This is a genomic window from uncultured Shewanella sp., from assembly GCF_947497935.1.
In the GTDB taxonomy this organism is placed as follows: domain Bacteria; phylum Pseudomonadota; class Gammaproteobacteria; order Enterobacterales; family Shewanellaceae; genus Shewanella.
Genome location: NZ_CANMIO010000007.1, coordinates 21324 through 44270, shown reverse-complemented (window position 1 = coordinate 44270; position 22947 = coordinate 21324). Strand labels below are relative to the sequence as shown.

Sequence of the window (22947 nt, the reverse complement as noted above, 5' to 3'; positions counted from 1 at the left end):
TAATTCGACAAATAAAATTCATCATGAAAAATGCTAATATTTGCAAAAAGTCCGCTTTAGCACTGAAATTAACCTGACTTAATTAGCATAACAAACGATATTTCTTACCACTGCGCCCCAAAGCCAATCATGTCTGTAAACTAAAAATTGATAATTCATATAAAGCCCATCTGATAGTTAAAGACACTAATCGTAACTATTGTTAAAAAAACCAACATTTGTACTTTCTCGCTACATTTTATGCAACAGAACATCTAAACGATGTCCAGCAACAATTAACTAGCTGATATAAAGGAACTTTCAGTTGTGGCACATATCCTGCTTTATCAGGCCTATCAAAAGATAATTAAGGTCTGCTTACATGGAAACGTTAAATAAAAATAGAATCATTCTACCTCTACTACTAGTAACCCTATTGAGTGCATGTGGTGCAGAAGAACAAGCCAAGGAAGAAGATAAGTATGCAGTTCCGGTTGAAACTGCCACGGTTATTCAAGGCGATGTTTCCTCTTTCTACAGTACAACTGCGACGTTAGAAGCACCACAAGAAGCTAAAGTGGTCACCCGAGTTGCTGGTCTCATTCAAGCGATCAGGGTTGAAGAAGGCGATAGAGTGACCAAGGGCCAGTTATTAGCCGTAATCGATTCTAAGAGACAGAAGTTCGATTTGGACCGCTCTCAAGCCGAAGTTGAAATCATTGAGCAGGAATTAAATCGCCTTAAAAAAATCAGCAATAAAGAATTTTTCAGTGCCGATTCTATGGCAAAACTTGAATATAACCTGCAAGCAGCAATAGCGAAGCGAGATCTTGCAGCGCTTTATGTACAAGAGAGCATGATCCGCTCACCTATCGATGGCATCGTAGCCACCCGCTTTGTAAAGTCCGGCAACATGGCTAAAGAATTTGATGAACTGTTTTACATCGTCAATCAAGACGAGCTCTACGGCATTGTGCACCTACCTGAACAGCAGTTACAACACTTACGCCTAGGGCAAGATGCTGAAATTTATGCCAACAAGCACACTCAAGACACCACTCATGCAACAGTACTGCGGATTAGCCCGATTGTGGATTCCCAAAGCGGAACATTTAAAGTCACATTATCGGTACCTAACCAAAATGCCACGCTAAAAGCCGGTATGTTCACTCGTGTCGAGCTTAAATACGACACCCACAATAATGTCATCACTGTGCCCTATAACGCAGTAATCAACCAAGATAACGAATTTGCTCTTTATGTGATCGATGGTGAAAACGCCAATCGCCGCGCCGTTTCTCTTGGCTATCGTGAAGCCGATACTGTGGAAGTTGTTGCGGGTATCGAGCCCGGTGAGCAGATTGTGATCCGAGGCCAACAAAATTTGAAAGACAAGTCACTAGTTGAAGTGATCAACTCTGTCGACTTAGCGTCGGCTAAATAGATTAAGGCTCTCACCATGCCTATTGTCAAAATTATCGATGTTATATCAAGCATTGAACGGATTACTTTTTCAGACCTCGAGTCAGCTAAAAAAATGGGAAGCCCCCTATGTCTATTATAAAAACTGCGGTTAATCGACCGGTAACAGTATGGATGTTTATGTTTGCAGTGATTCTTTTTGGCATGGTGGGCTTTTCCCGCTTAGCCGTTAAGCTTTTACCCGACTTGAGCTACCCAAGTATCACGATTCGAACCCAATATATCGGAGCGGCGCCAGTCGAAGTTGAGCAACTGGTCTCAAAGCCTATTGAAGAGGCGGCAGGTATTGTCAAAGGCCTTAGAAAAATCAGTTCAATTTCACGCTCAGGTATGTCAGATGTTGTGCTTGAGTTTGAATGGGGCACAGATATGGATATGGCAAGCCTTGATGTACGAGAGAAACTCGATACGATTGAACTGCCTCTTGATGTTAAAAAGCCATTATTACTGCGCTTCAACCCAAACCTCGACCCCATAGTACGTCTGGCTTTATCGGTTCCAGAGTCAAGCTCTAGTGTCTCTGAAGGTATGAGCGAAAGCGAACTTAAACAGATGCGCACCTATGCCGAAGAGGAGCTAAAACGCCAACTAGAATCCTTAACGGGTGTGGCTGCAGTGCGGCTATCAGGTGGTTTACAGCAAGAAGTCCATATTCAGCTAAACCAGCAAAAGCTCACCCAGCTCAACTTAAGTGCTGACCTCATCCGTAACCGTATTGCCGAAGAAAATATTAACCTATCGGCCGGTAAAGTGATCCAAGGTGACAAAGAATATTTAGTCCGTACCCTTAACCAATTTAATTCCCTAGATGAATTAGGTCAGATAGTGATCTACCGCGATGAGCAGACGCTAGTGCGTCTATTTGAAGTCGCGCAAATTGTCGATGCCTATAAAGAACGTAATGACATCACACGCATTGGTGATAAAGAGTCGATTGAACTGGCAATATATAAAGAAGGTGATGCCAATACCGTTGCTGTCGCCCGCAAAGTCACGGCAGAGCTAAACAAGTTAAACGAGCGAAATGCCAAAGCCGAACTAAAAGTCATTTACGATCAATCTGAATTTATTGAAAGTGCCGTCAACGAAGTCACCACTGCCGCACTAATTGGTAGTTTACTCTCTATGCTAGTCATCTACCTGTTCCTTAGGGACATCATTCCAACCTTGATCATCTCAATTTCGATCCCGTTCTCGGTTATCGCAACCTTTAACATGATGTACTTTGCCGATATCAGCCTTAACATCATGTCTCTTGGCGGTATAGCTCTCGCAGTGGGGCTTTTGGTCGATAATGCCATCGTAGTTCTGGAAAACATCGACCGCTGTAAGTCACTCGGGATGAATCGCCTAGAAGCGGCGGTTACCGGTACTAAAGAAGTGGCTGGTGCTATTTTTGCCTCGACACTCACTACACTAGCAGTATTTGTACCTTTAGTGTTTGTCGACGGCGTAGCAGGAGCATTGTTTGCAGACCAAGCATTAACCGTTACCTTTGCCCTACTCGCTTCACTGTTAGTAGCGCTTACCACCATCCCAATGCTTGCCTCTCGAGAAGGCTTTAAAGCACTGCCCCCGTTACTGGAAAAGACAGCAAAACCTAAACCTGAAACGAAAATGGCAAAACTAAAACACTACAGCGCCACCGTGTTCTCTTTTCCATTTGTTTTGCTTTTTAACTACCTGCCGAGTGCACTATTAACCTTAGTGTTGATTATTGGTCGTAGCCTATCTTGGCTGGCGGGGCTCATAATGCGACCCATTAGCAGCGTGTTCAACTGGGGCTATCACAAGTTAGAACGCTTTTATCATCAACTTTTGGCTGCGGCTTTAAAGTTCCGTCTACTAACGTTGTCGATTGCCTTGGCCGTTACGGCAAGTGCTGCGCTTTTAGTGCCAAAGTTAGGTATGGAGTTGATCCCACCAATGAATCAAGGTGAGTTCTATGTCGAGGTTTTACTGCCACCGGGAACAGAAGTCGCCCAAACAGACAGAGTACTAAGAACTCTAGCGCTGTCGATAAAAGATCGCAGTGATGTGAAGCATGCCTATAGCCAAGCTGGTAGCGGGGGCTTAATGACCTCTGACACCTCACGAGGCGGCGAAAATTGGGGCCGCTTACAGGTCGTACTGAGTGATCACTATGCCTTTGATGCTGTCGCGAATAAGCTACGCGTGACCGCAATGCGCATTCCTGAGCTTGAAGCTAAGGTGCAGCACCCTGAACTCTTCAGTTTTAAGACACCACTTGAAATTGAGCTCGTTGGCTACGATCTTGGCCAGCTTAAACAAACTGCCGATAACTTGGTAGATGCTCTATCGGATTCAGACCGTTTTGCCGATATCAATACCAGCCTGCGTGATGGTCAGCCTGAACTAAGCATTCGATTTGACCATGAGCGTTTAGCGGCGCTCGGCATGGACGCCCCAACCGTTGCCAATCGTATCGCCCAAAGGATTGGCGGCACAATTGCGAGTCAGTACACGGTTCGCGACCGTAAGATTGATATTTTAGTGCGTAGCGAACTTGATGAACGCAATCAGATCAGTGATATCGACTCGATGATTATCAATCCAAACAGTAGTCATCCTATTTCGCTCAGCGCGGTTGCTGATGTCAGCCTCAAGCTTGGCCCTTCAGCGATTAACCGTATCAGCCAGCAGCGTGTTGCCATAGTGTCGGCTAACTTAGCCTATGGCGATCTAAATGATGCAGTGCTCACTGCTCGTGACATTCTAGCAGCACAGACGCTGCCTACCTCGATTCAAGCCCGCTTTGGCGGACAAAATGAAGAGATGGAGCATTCATTTAAGTCGCTACAAATTGCTCTCGTGCTCGCTGTATTTTTAGTTTACCTAGTGATGGCGAGCCAATTTGAGTCTTTACTGCATCCGCTGCTTATTCTTATCGCAGTGCCTATGGCGGTCGGCGGAAGTATTTTTGGTCTATTTATCACGAATACTCATTTAAGTGTGGTGGTATTTATCGGGCTTATCATGCTGGCGGGAATTGTGGTCAACAACGCCATCGTACTGGTCGATAGAATTAACCAACTGCGTCAAAATGGCGAAGATAAGCTTACTGCAATCTCTAACGCGGCTAAATCGCGTCTGCGTCCAATCATCATGACCACCATGACTACCGCGCTTGGCCTATCTCCTATGGCACTAGGCCTTGGTGATGGTAGCGAAGTGAGAGCGCCGATGGCGATTACGGTGATTTTCGGTCTATCATTATCAACGCTACTGACTTTAGTTGTGATCCCTGTGCTTTATGCCCTCTTTGATAGAAAGGAGTTTGATAAAAAAGAGTCAGACATGAGTCTTGAAGGAGGCCAAGCATGAATATCACCCGCTTCGCCATTGCAAGGCCTGTAACGACCACGATGTTTTTTGTGGCAATACTCCTGTTTGGGCTCGCTTCTAGTCGATTATTGCCACTAGAGATGTTCCCTGGCATCGATATTCCACAGGTGATTGTTGAGGTGCCCTATAAAGGCTCCACCCCTTCAGAGGTGGAGCGTGACATCACCAATGTACTGGAGGAGTCGTTAGCCACCATGGGCGGCATTGAGGAGCTACGCTCAAGCTCCTCACAAAATGGCGCTGAAATTGAGCTAAGAATGAAGTGGGGAGAGAACGTCGCCACTAAGAGCTTAGAGGCCAGAGAGAAAGTCGATGCGGTGCGTCACTTATTGCCTAAAGATGTGGAGCGAGTGTTTATCAGGCAGTTCAGTACCGCCGATATGCCGGTGCTTAATTTACGAATTTCAAGCGACCGCGAGCTATCCAGTGCTTTCGATCTACTCGATAAGCAGCTTAAAAAACCACTAGAACGTGTAGAAGGGGTATCGCAAGTCACCCTTTATGGTGTCGAACAGAAGCAGATTGAAATTCGTATTAATGCCGACAAACTGGCATCGAGCAATATTTCGGTTCAAGCCCTTAACCGCCGCTTACAGCAAGAAAACTTTGTCATTAACGCTGGCGTGTTGAAAACCGACTCTCGCGTCTATCAAGTATCGCCCAAGGGGGAGTTTAGAAATTTAGATGACATCGCTGCGTTGGTATTAGCGCCAGGGATCACCTTAGGCGATATCGCCAATATCACCTTCTCTTTGCCAGAGCGCCTAGATGGTCGTCACTTAGATCAAAATTACGCCGTTGGTTTAGATGTGTTTAAAGAGTCGGGTGCTAATCTGGTCGATGTATCCGAACGGGTGATGAAGGTTATCGAAGAAGCTAAGCAGGACTCACAGTTTGAAGGTATTAAACTGTTTGTCATGGAAGATCAGGCCTATGGGGTGACCTCTTCCTTGCGCGATCTACTTGCCGCAGGTCTGATAGGTGCTTTGCTTTCTTTCATTGTTCTATATCTGTTCCTTCGCGACCTTAAGATGACCTTAGTAATCGTGTCATCGGTGCCGATTGCTATCTGTATGACATTAGCGGCAATGTACTTTTTAGGTTATAGCCTCAATATTTTGTCAATGATGGGATTATTACTTGCTGTGGGCATGCTGATCGACAACGCTGTGGTGGTCACCGAAAGCGTACTTCAAGAGAAGCAAGCTAAAGTCGATGGCCTAAACAATCTCGAGCCTGTAAGCCAAAGTGACAACACGGCTATACTGCGAGGGGTCGATAAGGTCTCATTAGCAGTACTAGCCGGTACCATGACGACGGCAATTGTATTTTTACCTAACATATTTGGCGTAAAAGTTGAGCTAACGATTTTCTTGGAGCATGTGGCGATTGCTATCTGTATCTCCCTCGGCGCTTCATTGTTAGTCGCAAAAACATTGCTACCGTTAATGCTAAGTAAGATGACATTCTCGTTAAGTAAGCGAACGAAAGAAAGCTCACTACAAACTCGCTACCAAACGAGCCTAAATTGGATCTTGGCTCACCCGCGAATTTCAGGTGTATTAGCTATCGTCCTCTTAGCTTCCACCGCCCTACCATTAAGCATGGTCAAACAAGACCAGTCTGATGGTGAAGGCAATAATCGTCTATACATCAACTATCAGGTGGAAGGCCGTCACAGCTTAGATGTCACTGAAGCGATGATCACTAAGATGGAAACTTATCTCTATGCCAATAAAGATAAGTTCCAGATAGACTCGGTATACAGTTACTTCTCGGCCGACAGAGGTCAATCGACTCTGATCTTAAAAGAAGACACCGAAGTCGATATGAAGGCGCTGAAGAAAACCATACGGGAAGGTTTTCCAAAATTTGCTATCGCCAAGCCGCAATTTGGCTGGGGCGGAGAAAACAACGGCGTTCGCGTTTCCCTCACAGGTCGCTCGACCACAGAGTTAATTCACCTTAGTGAACAAGTCATCCCGCTACTCAGTAATATCGATGGCCTCACCGATGTGCGCTCAGAGTTAAATGGCGCCCAGCAAGAGGTGGTGATCCGTATCGACCGCCAAATGGCAGCAAGACTGGATTTAAAACTCAGTGAAGTGGCCTCTAGTATCTCTATGGCGCTAAGAGGCACACCTCTACGCTCATTTCGTCATGATCCTAGTGGTGAACTGCGGATCGAGATGGCGTTTGAGCAGCAGTGGCGCTTATCACTGGAAAAACTAAAACAACTGCCAGTGATCCGAATCGACAATCGAGTCTACACCTTAGACAGTTTAGCCAAGGTCGAAATTTTACCTAGGTTTGACACCATTCGCCATTACGATAGACAGACAGCTCTATCGATTGGAGCCAACTTAGATGAGCTAACCACAGAGGAAGCACAGGAGAAGATCACTCAAGTGATGGATAATATTAACTTCCCCGCAGGTTACGGCTACTCATTGCGAGGCGGTTTTCAAAAGCAAGACGAAGATGAAGCCGTGATGGCAACCAATATGATTTTGGCGATTGCAATGATCTATATCGTTATGGCCGCACTTTTTGAGTCACTGCTGCTACCCACAGCGATTATCACCTCGATTCTATTCTCGATTACTGGCGTGTTTTGGGCACTACTATTTACTGGCACTCCGATGTCGATAATGGCAATGATAGGGATCTTAATCTTGATGGGCATTGTGGTGAATAACGGCATTGTCTTGGTGGACCAAATCAACCAATTAACCCCTGAGTTAGACAAGCTATCTGAAACCATTAGTGCCGTGTGTTTCACTCGATTACGCCCAGTGCTTATGACAGTAGGAACCACAGTACTAGGCTTAGTCCCCTTAGCTATGGGAGATACGCAGCTCGGCGGTGGCGGTCCATCATACTCGCCGATGGCGATTGCGATTATCGGCGGCCTCACCTTCTCAACCGTCACTAGCCTGTATTTGGTGCCCTTGTGTTATCAAGCCCTTTATAGAATACGCCACAACAGCGCGATTCGCCTTGGACAAGCCGACAGGTTTTCAAGGAGGCTATTACCTTGGATGAGCTAGTGGTGATTGCTGCGAGTGAGCTCCTGCCCGTTAGCTCGGGCTAGCTCTTGACTATCATTAGGGGCAGCTCATGGCTATTACTAAGGGCTGCTCATGGCTGTTATGAATACGCTGTGATCTATGGGAGCCAGCTTAAGACTTTTAAACTTGAGCTGACGATGCTCTAACACATTACAATTTATAGCCAAGGTCAACTCGCTCCTTGGCTCTTTTCATTTATTTTCCGCTTTTTATCCGCAAAACAGCACAGTTACACCTGTCCTTCCTTGCAAGTATTTTCCTCTCCCAAAAGTGTATCACTTTTGAAACAAGATAAGCCTCTGAAAAAACTCAATAAAAATCCAGACAGCCGATACCTGTTACACCTTTCGCGACTAATAAATTATAACCAGTTGAATTATAAGAAATAAATTATTGGCACTATATATGTATTAAATCAGGCGAATATTACGATTAATGAGGTATCAATTATGAGTATTCACAGTAAACCTCGTTTCTCACTCTTACCTATGTTTACAGCACTTGTCCTAGCCGGACTACCGATTGCGGCTAACGCCCTATCGGGTGCTATTTTCACGACTACTAGCGACGGTGGCATAGTTAATGAGAATGTGAGATATGAGAGTAAATTGGATGTCTATCTGGACGGTGGACCTAGAATGAATGCGCCAGCATTCGCTGCAGCGCTTCCTGATGGTAATTACTATTTCCAAGTAACCGATCCCAGTGGTAAAGATTTACTATCTAGAGACCATATCAGTTGCCGTGAAATCAAGGTTGAAAACGGTGTCATTACTGAGTATCCAGGTAGTGGAGGAACCAATTACGTTAAAGATAAAGGCGGTTGGAAGTCCGTATCTTGTACTGAGTACCCGACCAATGGTAACAAACTTATGGAGGTTCATGAATTTAATCCCGACATAGATCACAACAGCGATCTAGGTGCTATGGTCATTCAGCTCTATCCCTACGATGACACCCCCAATAAAGGTGGCGTTTATAAGGCATGGGTTACGCCAGTCGAAAATTATGCTCCCATAAATATCTTCGATGCCGGCGGTGGCATGGGCGCGACAAACCAACCTAACCAAGAGGGTTATCAAGCAGGTAATTTTCACGGCTTTATTCCGCGTTATGCCAAAACAGATAACTATAAAGTGAAAGAGAAAAAACCTCAGTACGGTATTATCGCTTTGCGTAACTACCACGATGCTAACTTGAACTGTCGTTTAGACCTAGGCGAGAAGTTTATCTGGCAATGGCAATACGGTATCGAAGATGGGCTTAATGTACGTAATGACGATAACACCAATGACGAGTCGACTGGAGATCCTACCACCATCTTACTTAAAGAGGCTCTCGGCCAGTTAAGTGACACTTGGTCTTTAGATCACTTCAGGTGGACTGAGGATAAAGACAAGAACCTCAATAGTCAGTACTTCACCACTTCAGGTTACGTACATGACTACTTGGCATTTAGCTCTACTAACGCAGGACCGGAGGATCCCAGCCTCTGGGATGGCGATGATGCTAATGACTATATTCAGCGCTTCGTCATGGAAATGCCTTGTCCAGATTTATTTGACGACGGCCTAGCACCACATACCAGTAATGAGTTCTCTGACTTTATCCCTACGGCCTTAGGCGTCGAGCCTGTCGTAAGCAGTGATCCGCAAATCACCCTTACATTAAGTCAGGTAGGTTTTGCCAATATTAAGGTTCAAAAGGTATTCGATACCAACGGTAATGGTATTGCTGATGATGGTGAGCTGGGAATACCCAACTGGCCCGTTCGGTTGAAATATGCCCCTAGCCTACTGGAATCAAACGGTGGCCCAATACCCGATACCATCAGTAGCACGATTAATAAAGACGTGTATGACGAAGTGGTAGCACGCTTTGGACTCACTGCAGATCCGATCCTAGAAAACGGTTATGCAAACCGTATGACGGATGCCAACGGTAAGATGACCTTTAGCGTTCTATTACCAAATGGATATGGTGATGCACCGCTTACTCCATATCCAACTGACTACTATCAGGTAGAGGAAGCTACAGCTCAGGGCTGGATGGCGACATCAAGTGTCACCATAGAGTTTGACGTGCGATCTGAGGCCAGCGGCCCTGATGGCCGATTACCACCTATCATGGGTAACGCTTATTTAGACAATAGCAGCACCCCACTAGGTGATGTGGTATTTACCAATATCTGTTTTAATGAGGCGAGTTTCGGTACTAAAGGTTATTGGCATAACAAAAACGGCCTAGGCGAAATGGAGGAAGCCTTTGTCACAGGTTATATCAATGGCTTAGACCCTTATGACAGCGAAACTAGCTACTTTGGTAAAGGCGATGAGCCATTTGATGGCAAGTTCACTGACGGAACAGACGTAGAACCGGCCTACAAAAATGACTCCATCACAGAAGGGATCTCAGCTGGTGCGGGTACAGTCAAAGCCGAGGTATCTCACTTTCTCATTGACGGCAATGGTGGCGGCGATCCAAGAGAGCAGCTTGCTCAGCAGTTACTGGCATTCTTGTTCAATGTTGAATATCGCCTTGACGGTGATGCCGTGTTGATGATGCCTGACGGAAGCACTATATCTACCACTGATATCGTCTCTGGTGCAATCAGCGCTTGGCAAGGTACAGATGCCGTGGCTCAAAACCACTACAAGACCTTGTTAGATACCTTTAACAACATGAAGGTTGCCGATGGTAACGGGGTTAAATATGTACCGAGTGATCCGGCAAATTGTCCATTGGTACCTGCTCCCTACTAACTCATCTCAATGAGATGATTAAAGTTAGTTTGGGTAAGAGCCAAAGGAAAACTTAACTTTCAACATTAAACCTAGATAGGCGAGTCTGAGTGGCTCGCCTACTTTCTACTTTCCACATTCTACTTTCCACATTCCACCCAAAGACAAAATATTGTCAGACGTCAATAATCCAGCGCTTTATCTGCCCTCTTAGCTTGCGTTCCACCAGATCCTACCTAAAATTTAATCATCAATGGTTAGCCATTGTAGTCGCCAACACAGAGTTTCTCTAAGGGAATAACGTGAATAAACCCCAGCATAAGAGACCCATTGCGTGTAGAGATATCCTAGTACTTGATCTAGCTGGTGAGCATTTCTGCTTCGAAAAAGAACTCAAGCCGTTTCATTGGCGTTGTATTTTCGCAGAGACGCTTCCTAGCGCTAAAAAGGCTGCACGAGACTATACTTTCCACGTTGCAATTGCTGTTCTGTCTAAAACTAATCTGCAAAGAGTGCTAAACAGCATCAATGAAGTCAACCAGCACCAACAAAACATCATCTGGGTGGCAATATCTACTGGGTTGGAATCGGTAAATAGTCAGTTAACTTCACGCCTGCCCTACTATTTTACCGACTATCACCACCAGCCTGTCGACTGGAGCCATCTAAACCAAACACTTGGTCATGCTTATGGTATGGCGCTATTAAAGAAAAAAAGTTCTCATCCAACCGAAAATCTCACCCAAGAAATGCCGTTATTAGGTCACTCAAGTTTAATCAATAAACTAAGAAGCGATATTGCCAAAGTAGCGACAAGTGATGAAGCTGTGATGATCAGTGGTGAAACGGGCACTGGTAAAGGACTCTGCGCTCATTTAATCCATAGCCAGTCAAAACGAAAAACGGGGCCATTCATCACCATCAATTGTGGTGCTTTACCACAAAGCTTGATCCATTCAGAACTGTTTGGCCATGAAAAAGGCGCGTTCACCGGGGCCGACAAACAATACATAGGCCATATAGAGCGAGCCAACAAGGGAACACTGTTTTTAGATGAGATAGGCGATCTCACATTAGAGTCTCAGGTTAACCTATTACAGTTTCTAGAAGATCATATCATCGAGCGCTTAGGTGGCAGTAAAACCATCACGATTGATTGCCGCATCATATTTGCCTCCCATGTCAATCTTGAAACAGCTGTAGAAGAGGGGCGGTTTAGAGAAGACCTCTACTATCGGATTAATATACTGCACCTACACGCCCCAAGCCTTAGAGAGCATAAAGAGGATATAACACAGCTCAGTGATGAATATCTAAACATTTTCAGTCCCGATCATCAGCGATACAGCCTTACACCTAAAGCAATAGAAACCATGCTCGCATACGAGTGGCCAGGTAATGTCAGAGAACTCAAGAACCGTATACATAGAGCCATTATCATGGCAAGCAGTAACCAGTTAAGTGAGGCCGATTTAGGAATAAAAATCACCAAACATCAATCTGATGAAAACGATGTCGTTGACTTAGCTCAACACAGAGTTGTTATCGATACAGAATTGCTACTCGATGCCATCAAACGTAATAACCACAACATATCCGCAGCGGCGCGAGAGCTCAAAATATCCAGAACCACGTTTTATCGCTTGATCAAGAAATGCAAAATTAAACTCTAGAGATGGCTGTTCGAATCCATTTGAATAGTCGAGGACCCCACAATGTTAAGATATAAACGACTACCGTTTGCGTTATTGATGACACCATTGTTACTCACAGGCTGCCAACCTCAAAATAACGCCGAATTACAACAGGAGATCGCATCCCTCAAGCAAGACATCACCCAACTGAAAAAGGAAATGAATACTGTTGGAGGCCAAGTAAAAGATATTCATACCATTGCGATGCGTTCTCAAAAGCCTCAGTATAAGAGCTTACCTACCCAAGAAAACTTTGACGAAGATGGTAAACTTCCTCAACTAGGTGATGCCACTGCTCAGCTGGCAATTATCGAATTTTCTGACTATCAGTGCCCTTACTGCAAACGATTTATCGATCAAACATTCACTAAGCTAAAATCCAACTATATCGATACAGGCAAAGTGCAATATTTGACGCGAGATTTTCCGCTGAGCTTTCACCCTAAGGCTAAAGGGGCCGCTATTGCCGCAAACTGCAGCCTACAACAGGATGCCTACTGGGCGATGCGAGATTCACTGTTCAACAATATGAAGCAGCTCGATGATGCGCTCTACCAACAAGCAGCTAGCAACCTGTCTTTAGATATGGCTAAGTTTGCAGACTGTCTTGTCGATGAGTCAATTTCGAGTAAGGTACAGCAAGATGTGGCCTATGGTTCGTCTTTAGGAATAAGAGGCACACCAAGCTTCGTGATAGGTAGAGTCGAAGACGGTCAATTGATCTCGCCAAAACTAGTCGTCGGTGCACAGAGTTATCAGACTTTTGCAGTATTACTCGATGAACTACTCGCAACTCCAGACTCAAGCGACTAACAAGCAAGCAGAGTAGCCGTGAACATATCGCTAGATGAAACTATCCCAGCTTCAATACTAGGATATCAGTATCGGCTCTCAGCCTCTTACACAGCCCCTAACATAACCCATTAGCCCAAACTCACTCAATTAAGTCTCCCACAAGCAGCCTTCCCCTTCCTCTTGTTAACAAGTAAAAACCCTAGTAATCCGAAGAAAAACAGACAGATAGCCTTCCCCAGTCTAAAGCTTCCTTCGTTACCTGCATACTTTCAAAAAGATCAAATTAGCTTTCAATTTATTGCAGTGCCACGCAACTAGTGTAACAAGCGTCACAAGGTCAAGTTGAACACAGTGAAACATTAAATAGCATACTAACCAACCACTTAAGAAAAAACCTTTTTATCCCTGTATCACCCATGAAACATTATGACTGTTCAAAAGCGTTACACTTTAAATATAAATCATAAATTTCATAAACTTAACTCAATGGCCTGAGCTTTGCTTAGTCTTTAAGCATAAGTTTGAACTAACCCTCTGTGAGCAAGTTAGCTAACGATCTTCTCACTGAGTCATCAGCCATATCTTTAATGTGCCGTCAGCTGTTTAACGCTCAAATTAAACATCAGTTGACTCATTCAAGTAATGGCTTTGTTGGAATAACTTACAAAAAACTAAGCACGTTTTATCCATATTCACTTATTAAGATGGTAAATATTATGAAACGATTTAAATGCAAACGACTTATTGGCGCGCTAGGCATTGCGCTTATAAGTTCAACCACCCTTTATGGTGTGACGAGCCTGTCAACCGCAGATGCTGCAGCCTATGATTGGCTTGGCATGGGCGAAGACCCGACAAAATTCTGTATGGCCGATGCTTATCTGATGAAAGACGGTAATAAGCTGGCTCAGGACTCACTAAACTGTACTGCGAATGATGTTGAAATCACTAAGGTGACACCAACCGAGCCTAACGCAGAGTGTAATCTTGGTGAAGTGTTCACCTTTAATGCCGATGTAACGGTACGAACTAATGCGAATGAGCGTTGGGACACGACCTTCTATCTACCTTTGACCGAAGAAAGCCCACAAGTTGTACAAGGGGCTGGCCTTCGTAATTGTAGTATGATCTTACCCATCCCTGGTGACAGCGGTCAGACCGCCGATGTACAGCTAGACGGCGACCAATGTGGTGATATCACCAAGGCTTTAGGCCCAGATGAGTATGTGCTCAGCGATGAGCCTATCACCATGTTATGTGCCGATATAGATGGTAATAATCAGGCAGACTTCACCTATTGTGCGGCTTGGGACAACATAGATAGAGATAATTGTACCTATGAAGAAGATCCTTACGCCGGTCAGATCCCTAACAATAAATCAAAATGTAACTGTGACACCTTTAATATCGATGTCTTTATTAAGCCAACGCCACCTACCGTAGTTAAAACCCTAACCAGCCAATCATCTCGTAGCGAGCCTGGTGGCACCTTTGACTATACAGTTAGCTTTACTAACCCTAATGCACAAACTTCGCTATTTATCACATCATTAAGTGATGAGATTGATATCGGCGCAGAGGGCGGTTTTGATACATCAATTGATCTTTGGGGCGCACCAGTTGCAGTCAACCCAAACGTTGATGGACTGTATCTAACGGCGAATAACTGTTCTATGCCAGCTAATGGCGGCGAAATCTTACCTAGTGCCACATACAGTTGTGCCTTCACGGTACATATTGTCGACCGGGACTTACCTAATGATCAAAGTCCTGAACTCTACGATGACCTCGTTAAACTTACACTACTCGATAAGAACGGTGACCCCGTTGTAAATGGCGATAGCTGCTCAGCGATTAGTAGCGTTGCAGGGGATCATTGTAGTAACGAGATCAGAGTTGAGATCACCAATCTAGCACCAGCAATTACCGTGACCAAGACGGCTAATCCAACTGAAGTTTTAGAGCCTGGAGCGAATGTTGAGTTTACCATTGAAGTACAAAATGATGCCGCATTCTGGGATTCACCACTCACCTTAACCGTGTTAAATGACACCGTGTTTGGCGATCTTCTTGCAGGTGATTGCTCCGCAGTTTCCACATCTATAGCTTTAGGTGGTACTTATACCTGTACATTCACTAAATTCATTGGCGGTGATGCAGGCGATAAGCACTCTAATACCGTGTCCGCAACAGCAATTGATGATGAGCATGATGAAGCGACAGGTAATGATTCAGCCATGGTCGATATTCGTGACGTACCATCGTCAATCACTCTTGTTAAGACTGCAAACCCAACAGAGGTATTAGAAACCGGTGACGATCCAAATAACTACAGCAACGTTAGCTATAACTTTGAATTTAGCGTCAATGCTGCAGGTGTGGATGACGTGGCCTTCACGAGTCTAACAGATATTCCATTCGGTACCTTAACCGGTGACTGTATGGTTGATAGCAAAAATGGTAGCCCTATCGCTCCAACAGCACTTAATGGCTTTATATTACAGCCTGGCGAGTATGCAAGCTGTGATATCATCAAAGGTCTACAGGGTAATGCGGGTGATACTCACGAAAATACGGCTACCATCAGAGGTGTCGATGAAGACGGTCAACCTGTCGATGCATCTGATAATGCACTTGTGACCTTTACACCTCAGGCTCCAGATACCGATATGGCGTTCGCAACTAGTATGCTAGTGGTATTAGAGCTAACTAATGCTGGTGTCGAGGATGTGACCTTAACAGAACTCACAGTGAGGGGAGTAACTGTTGCCCATAATAATATCCACCCAGAGTTTATCATTCTCAATGCTGCCAACGGTGAGCATGCAGGTGTATCTTACTCACCTTGTGCTATCGGTACGGTACTTGGCTATAACGGTTCAGGCTCTGAACACTATACCTGTGCCTTTACCATAGAACTTAAACCGGGTGTGGAAAACACGGATCCAATCACATTCCTATCTGCAGGGGTCGATGGTATCGTCGCTGTGGTAGAAGATGATGAAGGTTCGCAGATTGTCAATGGCGTGACTGTTGAAGTTAATACCGTTGAGTAAATAACTGAACTCAGCCATTAACAGTACTTATATTTTCAGTACTTATATTTACTGTACTGATATTGACAGTACTTGTATTTACTGCACTATGATTAACAGTACATAAGCTTGAAATGACGAGAGGGCGACGGTAAAAACCGCCGCCCTCTTTATTCATCACTATCTAGTGATAATAAACTTGATGCTAAAGCCTTATCACAGGTTATTTTTTACCGTTACCATGGCCGTTGCCATTACCGCCACCGCCGGAACTCGTAAGACTCAAGCTAACAGAAGCCGTTGCGGTCTTATCACCGTCGCTGATGGTATAGCTGAAACTATCACCACTCTTGAAGCTCTTTGCCGGTGAATATATCACTTGACCACTGCCACTAATCTGCACGCTGCCCTTAGCCCCCTGACTCACTGAAACAATCGTCAGTTCGTCATTCTCAGCATCCCAGTCATTGGCTAGCACATCGATAACCACTGATGTTTTAGATGACATAGTCACACTATCGCTAACCGCCACCGGCGCAGTATTCACAGCTGACTTAACCGTATAACTTACACTGGTTTTTCCTAAATACTCAGCTTCACTCACATTCTGAGCATTAAGGCCAATATTAACTGCTCCAGCTTCCGCCTCGGTATCCGATGTCACGCTAATATTGACTTTAGTACTCGCTCCAGGCGCTAACGTCACTCGTGTAGAACTGGCACTCCAGCCATTTGGCACATCGGCAAACAGAGTAAATACAGCCTCAGGGCACGCTTCACTGTCTTGACTCGTTACTGTAGCGCTATAACTCACCTGAGTCCCTGCTGTAACCTCGCCCCCTTGAGGGTTTGATACCACAATCGATGGCGCGGCCAGTGTACAAGTAGGCAGTGGCTTTGCAACCGTATAGCTTGCGATATCATTGCCAATATAGCGATTATCGCGACGGTTTATCGCGCTCATATCGAAATCATAAGTGCCATCTTGCGCAGCTGTCGATGACTCAACGTTCAAACTAATGTTGCGGCTCTCCCCTGGCGTGAGACTCACCCCAAGGCTATCGGCACGCCAACCGGCTGGTACATTGGCTGTCACATCAAAGTCACTGCTTGCACAACTGCTGCTATCTTGACTGGTAATAGTTCCTCGATAAGTTGCAGCCTCCCCGGGAGCCAGCTCACCACTATTATCAACCGACAAGACAAATCTTGGGCTTGCCATGACGCAGGCCTCGATAGGCGAGTCAACAACATAGCTTACGATACCAGTCAGAGTGTACTCGCTGTCACTACTGTCAACCGCCGTGATGGCAATATCGTAGAAACCATCGGTAGCTGCCGCAGCCGAAGTCACATTCAAGCTTACTGTACCGCTCATCCCAGGTGCCAAGCTGAGACTATTTTGTGTCGCCGCCCAGCCACTCGGCACTACAGCAGACACCTTATAATCAGATATCGCACAATCAGCACTGTCATTATTGGTTACTGTTGCTTTGTAGGTAACTGAAGTCCCCGCTTCAACCCAAGCACTTTCATTAGGCAGCAATGACAAACTCGGACTTGCCTTTACGCAGCTTAGACCTGAATAGCTAACACTAACGCTGGCGCCTGAAGCATCGGCCCACTCAGTGGTAATCGTTACGCCAGCATCTGGGTCGGTATAACTTGTTCCCGCCAACAAGGCTGCATCATCAAAATCATAAATACCACTGTTTGGTGTCATATCGATGAGCAGGTTACTCTGCATATCATTTTCAGTCGCTAGATGTAATACCACGCCATCGGTAATACCATTTTTGCCCGCTAGAAAATCATCGAAACCGATCGCCTGGCGATATTCAATGTAATACCACAGAGGTAAGCCTGTATCGGCATCGGTACCACGTCGTACCTTAAGTCCCTTAGCTATGCCGGCTGGCAAAGTTTCATAGGGCTCAAGCTGATAGCTACCGTCACTCTCGGCAGTAACTATCCCTCCGGTATCAGGCGTTATCCAACCAAGCTGCTGTTTACTAAACGCATTGAAATGTCCCGTTACTCCAGATTTACCCATGATATCCATGGTGTCGCCATACTCAAATGACATACAACGGCCCGTTAATACGCCTTCAGAACAGTCATAATCCTTAGCATGATATAACCCAAAGTTATGTCCCAACTCATGGCCAACGGTACGCAGCGTCATTGAGCCGTTGATAAAGGCACGAGAAGGGTTACCACCAATAGTACCCTGACCTGTCCAACCACAATCTGAATTTTCAGGATAGATATACACTAGACGATCATAGTCAGAAATGTTGACGCCACTATCGATTATCGCTTGACGGCCATAGTTATCGATATCGTTGGTTCGACATGTCGCATCGATTGGCAGTGTAAAGTAACCTTGCACGTCACCGTTTAACCAAGTCTGGCCGTAAGATGCTTCTAGGTAGTAGTCGTTGACAGTCCCAAATACCAGTTCCTGTACTTCTGCTGTCGTCCAAGGCTGACTGGTGTTGTTCTGAAAGTTAACCAGTGCAACCAGTGTACGTTGCTCACCCATAGTATTAGGCAAGCTAGATGCCGAAACGCTCATTACATCGGTGCCAGCGACAAGCTGCAAACTATCGCTTTCATCGTTGAGCACTAACGCGCTAGATCCTGTTTGATCAGTGTCGCTCCCTTTAAACATCCAGCCTTTCGCTTTAATCTGAGCGCCAGTTTTCAGCTGCTCAAACTTTGCCCCTTCAGGAAGGTGCAAGTCTACCGAGCCATTATCCGTTATCAACGCATGACGTAGCTGACTATGACTATCGTTTTCATAATCTATATATGAAAGTTCCAGCTCACCTCTAAGCTCACGCTTTTGAGCCAGCATGGCCAAAACATCCTTCGGCATGCCTGCTCTGGCGGACTCAGGTAATACAGCACGAACCGCCGCTTGAGGATCGGTTTTAACCAATTCGTTTAGCAATCCCTGACGGTTTTTAGCCTGTTCAACTAATTGCTGTTTAAGCGACTGCTTGTTTGACTTGCTCGCATGACGAAACTCAGTCATACGACTGGCAAGCTGCAAGGTCTGTTCTTCAACCAGTTGCTTATGGGCATTTGCTTTCCTGCCCTGAGCATGGCCTTGCTCTTGAGCATAACCATGGGCATGGCTATGACTGGCCGAGCTATTACTGTTTGGGGTGCTAGCATATCTGGCATCGGTAGCCGATGCGGCAGTAGAAGCGACTGAAAAAGTGAAGGCAGAGAAGGCCAATAATGTTGTGGCCGATAGCTTCAAAATTGTGGCAGCCGAATGCGATGCCAATTTGACATTTTTGTTATTCAAATATCATTACCCCTAAGAGTCGAACGTACTTATTTAAATCTGTCTAACGACAGATTTCTCATTTTGGTATTATCGGTATGAAAATTAATAAATAATCATAACGCAAAGGACGGAAACCCTTGCTGGCTCTAGGTTTGACCAGAGCGACCTGGCGGCATACTAGCAAAGTGAGAGAATAAATTACAAACAAGAACTGATCATTTTTTGATCGATCGCGCGTTTTTTGAACAATCTCACGCTAAGTAATTGATAAGCGATATTCACTAAATATAGTGAAATTAGCGATAGGGAAATTAAAGCGAGTTTAGTGAGTCGCAATTAAGCTTGAGTCGTTCTCATAACGTTATCTCCGTTAAGCTTAATACCGATAAGAATCAATTTAAGACTGTCGCACCTAATAAAAAAGCGCCAAAAGGCGCTTTTTTATTAGATCTCAAAACTTATTCAGCCAAAGACTCAGCTTTGTTTTCTAACAATACTGGAATACCGTCATTGATTGGATAAGCCAATTTGTCTGCTCTGCAGATCAGCTGTTGGGCGTCTTTGTTGTATTCAAGTTTGCCCTTACATACTGGACACGCAACAATTTCGAGTAATTTTTTATCAAATGCCATTTCGAATACCTTTACTTATCTGCTACTAACCGATCTATTTTAGCGAGTAGTTGTTGATCAAATGAGGCGGATAGCTTCGCATCTACGGCGAGATACCACCAGTTATCTTTTGCAAAATCGCGACATTTCACCGCATCTTTTTCAGTCATCACCAACAAACGCCCATTGGCAAGTTCATTGAGAGTTGAATCACTGTAAGTGCTATGGTCATCAAATGCTTGCGTCAGCTCGATTTGGTAGCCCTGCTCAGTTAATGTGTCGAAGAAGCGCTGCGGGTTACCTATCCCAGCCATCGCCACTAAAGGCTGTGAATGACTCGGTGGTAAGCTTCCCTTATGCACAGGCGACACTGGTAGCCACTTAGTTGGCTCAAGCTGCATCTGTTGCTCTGCACTCTTAGCCTCACCGCCATTTACAATAACCTGATCGACGCTTTTAAGGCGCCAAGACGCTTCGCGCAGCGGTCCTGCTGGCAGTAACATACCATTACCTAAACGGCGCTCACCATCGAGAATAATAAGCTCTATATCACGAGCTAGTTGATAATGCTGTAGCCCATCGTCACTGATGATGATATCGACATCAAATTCAGTTAATAACTTATTTGCCGCATCGACTCGCTTGGCTCCAACGACCATAGGTACGCCGGTACGCGATACTATCATCGCGGGCTCATCACCAACGCTGCTCGGCGCATCTTCTGGCAATACTACTCTCACGCCTTCGATTTCGACGCCATAACCACGACTGATAACGCCAGGCTTAAAGCCGTGCGTTCTCAGAAGCTCGATAAGATAGATCACTGTCGGTGTTTTGCCGCTTCCACCCACGGTAATATTACCGACAATAATCACAGGTACGGGTAGCTTTGTGGCCTTTTTAATACCTAGCGTGAACAGTTGACGCCTCAGCCATGTGATGGCACCAAAGAGTATCGATAAGGGCCACAACGCAAACCTAAGCGGATGACCCTGATACCATAATTTATTAACCCAAGACTGCATCTAGCTACCAAACTGCATCTGATACAAGTTGGCATAAACGCCGCCTTTGGCCAGCAAGGTTTCATGATTGCCACGCTCGACAATCTGCCCTTGGTCAACCACCAAAATTTGATCGGCGCTTTCAATAGTCGACAAACGGTGAGCAATCACAATCGAAGTACGATTTTGACGTAGATTATCTAAGCCCTGCTGAATCGCCTTCTCAGACTCGGTATCGAGCGCTGAGGTCGCCTCGTCAAGAATTAACACTGGTGCATTACGCAATATTGCACGGGCAATCGCGATACGCTGTCTTTGACCGCCTGAGAGCATCACACCATTTTCACCAATCTGAGTATCCAGCCCTTCAGGCATAGGCTCAATAAACTCCATAGCATGAGCAAGAGTTGCCGCTTCGATGATCTGCTCACGAGTCGCCACACCAGGATAGGCATAGGCGATATTATTGGCGATAGTATCGTTAAACAAGGTCACTTGCTGTGATACTAGTGCAACCTGGCTGCGTAACGTTTTAAGCTTATAATCATCGATGTTTTGCCCATCGAGTGTAATTTCCCCGCCCTTTAGGCCAGTGTAGAAGCGAGTCACTAGACTTGCGATGGTTGATTTACCTGAACCAGAACGGCCTACCAAGGCTAAGGTTTGGCCCTGCTCAACTTTAAAGTCGATATCGTTTAGTGCCAGCTTCTCATGTCCAGGATAGCTAAAGTGCACATGGTTAAAGGCAAGCTCGCCTTTAACTCTTTCAACTTCCAACGTTCCCGTATCACTCTCAGGCTCGGTATCGAGTAGCTCAAACACTGTGGTACAGGCGGCGATACCGCGCTGGAACTCGGCATTAACACGGGTTAAGTTCTTGATTGGTTGTAACATAGCTAACATTGCCGCTAGGATTGTGGCAAAGGTACCCGCCGTCAGCTCTGACTTCATACTATCAAGGCTTGCTGCGTATAACACAAAGGCTAACGCAAATGAGCCGATAATCATCACGAGCGGCTGACTGATAGCCTGCGCCGTTGCCAACTTCATCGTTTGATATCTATTCTGATTATTTACTTTAGCGAAACGCTGGGCTTCAGTTTCTTGACCACCAAAAGAGAGCACGTTCTTGTGACCTTTGATCATCTGCTCTGTTGCCGCAGTTACGCCGCCCATTGCCGTTTGAATTTGCTTAGAGACCTTACGGAAACGACGGCTAACAACGGTGATCACTAGACCAATAATCGGGCCAATAACTAAGATAACTAAAGACAATTTCCAAGAGAAATAGAACATGATGGCAATCATGCCGATCACTGTGATGCTATCTCGAACAATAGTGATCAGCGCACTACCCGATGCTCGGGCAATCTGTTCGGTGTCATAGGTGACACGAGAGATAAGATTACCTGTATTTTCTGAGTCTATATAACTCACAGGCAAGGTCAGATAATGTTCAAATACCTCTTGACGCATATCCATGATCACCCGTGCACTCATATAAGAGATACAGTAGGTCGATAGAAAGTTGGCCAGTCCGCGAAGCGAGAAAAGACCGATGACCACAAACGGTGCTATCAATAACACATCGCTGCTTGAATTAAAGCCAGCCCCTGTACCAAAATCAATGCTTCCGATACCACCCGCAGCCTGAGCGGCTTGCCCGGCCTGTCCACCAAAGCCTTCATCAATAAAGGGTTTGATCACTGCAATAAAAGTGGCATCGACAAGGGCGTACATAGCAAGGCCAAGAATAGCACAAGCTAATACTGCTTTTAGAGGCTTTAAATAGCCGAATAGGCGCTTAAAAACAGTCCAGACTTCATTTTTAGGAGATGTTGTCATTGAGGAATTAACATATTGGCAAA

The 22947-nt window shown here is 45.3% G+C and carries 11 protein-coding genes; 7 read left to right on the top strand and 4 right to left on the bottom strand.

Translation table 11 applies throughout. From position 1 onward, the window contains the following. Positions 1 to 361: 361 nt before the first annotated feature. The 7 genes from Q1A86_RS09925 to Q1A86_RS09895 all read left to right on the top strand — a co-directional run bounded on the left by Q1A86_RS09925 (position 362) and on the right by Q1A86_RS09895 (position 16184). Positions 362 to 1423, top strand: coding sequence for an efflux RND transporter periplasmic adaptor subunit (locus Q1A86_RS09925; RefSeq protein ID WP_299806006.1), 1062 nt, complete (start codon positions 362 to 364; stop codon positions 1421 to 1423). A gap of 107 nt (positions 1424 to 1530) precedes the next feature. Beyond that, positions 1531 to 4806, top strand: a complete 3276-nt coding sequence (locus Q1A86_RS09920; RefSeq protein ID WP_299806004.1) for an efflux RND transporter permease subunit — start codon at positions 1531 to 1533, stop codon at positions 4804 to 4806. After that, positions 4803 to 7877: an efflux RND transporter permease subunit gene (locus Q1A86_RS09915; RefSeq protein WP_299806002.1), complete on the top strand. Its 3075-nt coding sequence runs from the start codon at positions 4803 to 4805 to the stop codon at positions 7875 to 7877. The genes Q1A86_RS09920 and Q1A86_RS09915 overlap by 4 nt, the downstream gene beginning before the upstream one ends. Positions 7878 to 8347: 470 nt before the next feature. Next, positions 8348 to 10660, top strand: a complete 2313-nt coding sequence (locus Q1A86_RS09910; protein WP_299806000.1) for a hypothetical protein — start codon at positions 8348 to 8350, stop codon at positions 10658 to 10660. Between the two features lie 281 nt (positions 10661 to 10941). Further along, positions 10942 to 12312: a sigma-54 dependent transcriptional regulator gene (locus tag Q1A86_RS09905; RefSeq protein ID WP_299805998.1), complete on the top strand. Its 1371-nt coding sequence runs from the start codon at positions 10942 to 10944 to the stop codon at positions 12310 to 12312. 42 nt (positions 12313 to 12354) lie between these two features. Continuing rightward, positions 12355 to 13146, top strand: a complete 792-nt coding sequence (locus Q1A86_RS09900; protein ID WP_299805996.1) for a thioredoxin domain-containing protein — start codon at positions 12355 to 12357, stop codon at positions 13144 to 13146. Between the two features lie 698 nt (positions 13147 to 13844). Then, positions 13845 to 16184 (top strand): hypothetical protein, encoded by a 2340-nt coding sequence (locus Q1A86_RS09895; RefSeq protein ID WP_299805994.1) that lies wholly within the window; start codon positions 13845 to 13847, stop codon positions 16182 to 16184. Positions 16185 to 16386: 202 nt separating this feature from the next. Here the strand turns inward: Q1A86_RS09895 and Q1A86_RS09890 are convergent, their stop codons facing one another. The 4 genes from Q1A86_RS09890 to msbA all read right to left on the bottom strand — a co-directional run bounded on the left by Q1A86_RS09890 (position 16387) and on the right by msbA (position 22924). Beyond that, on the bottom strand, positions 16387 to 19482 hold the full coding sequence (locus Q1A86_RS09890; protein ID WP_299805992.1) for an Ig-like domain-containing protein: 3096 nt from the start codon (positions 19480 to 19482) through the stop codon (positions 16387 to 16389). 440 nt (positions 19483 to 19922) lie between these two features. Further along, positions 19923 to 20096 (bottom strand): Trm112 family protein, encoded by a 174-nt coding sequence (locus Q1A86_RS09885; protein WP_299805990.1) that lies wholly within the window; start codon positions 20094 to 20096, stop codon positions 19923 to 19925. Positions 20097 to 20107: 11 nt separating this feature from the next. Continuing rightward, positions 20108 to 21100: a tetraacyldisaccharide 4'-kinase gene (gene lpxK, locus Q1A86_RS09880; protein ID WP_299805988.1), complete on the bottom strand. Its 993-nt coding sequence runs from the start codon at positions 21098 to 21100 to the stop codon at positions 20108 to 20110. Further along, on the bottom strand, positions 21101 to 22924 hold the full coding sequence (gene msbA, locus Q1A86_RS09875) for a lipid A export permease/ATP-binding protein MsbA (protein WP_299805986.1): 1824 nt from the start codon (positions 22922 to 22924) through the stop codon (positions 21101 to 21103). Positions 22925 to 22947: the final 23 nt, after the last annotated feature.